The organism is Methylobacterium sp. GC_Met_2, from assembly GCF_026540795.1.
In the GTDB taxonomy this organism is placed as follows: Bacteria; Pseudomonadota; Alphaproteobacteria; order Rhizobiales; family Beijerinckiaceae; genus Methylobacterium.
This window is the reverse complement of the sequence record NZ_JALNUM010000269.1, coordinates 1-747: the sequence shown is the minus strand read 5'-3', so window position 1 is coordinate 747 and position 747 is coordinate 1. Positions and strand designations below refer to the sequence as shown.

The 747-nt window shown below is 67.9% G+C and carries 1 protein-coding gene; it reads left to right on the top strand.

Going from position 1 to position 747, the window contains the following annotated elements:
- The coding region (locus tag OXS49_RS33395) for a porin (protein WP_267428781.1) at positions 1-747 on the top strand (747 nt) is incomplete at both ends.

The following is a 747-nucleotide window of genomic DNA, read 5'->3' as shown; positions in this document are numbered from 1 at the left end:
TTATACCGCCACGGTCGGCAACGGCCTGTCGGCCACGATCTCGATCGAAGACCCGGTCTTCCGCCGCACCCCGATCTTCTCGCCGACCAACATCTCCGCGACGGTCAACACCGGCGCCGTTTCGAACTTCGGTGTGACCAACCAGCCGACCCCGGTCTTCGTCGGCCCGGGCCGGTATGGCAACGTCGACAGCATCGAGCGCTCGCGCCTGCCCGACTTCGTCGGCGTCGTGCGCCTCGATCAGGCCTGGGGCTCGGCTCAGCTCTCGGCCGCCACCCACGAGCTGAACGTCGGCAACCTCTCCACCGCCGCCAGCACCGGCACCGGTCCGATCGTCGTCCCGGCCCATACGAGCAACGTTCAGGCTTGGGCGGTGCAGGGCGGCCTGAAGATCAACACGCCGTTCATCGCCCCGGGCGACGCCCTGTACCTGCAGGGTGCCTACGGCGACGGCGCGCAGCTCTACACCGGCTACTCCGCCTACACCGGCTCGTACACCCAGAGCACCACGACCATCCAGGGTCAGAAGTTCGCCCAGTACTTCTCGGACGCGACCATCAACCCGTTCACCGGCCAGCTGCAGACCTCGCAGAGCTTCACGGCGGTCGCGTCGTACCTGCACTACTGGACGCCGGAATGGCGCTCGGCCTTCTTCGGCTCCTACGGCGAGCAGAGCTTCTCGCAGGGCGCGCGCCTCGCCCAGGGCGCGATCTACAACCTCGTGAGCGGCTTGGCCGGCAGCAACCC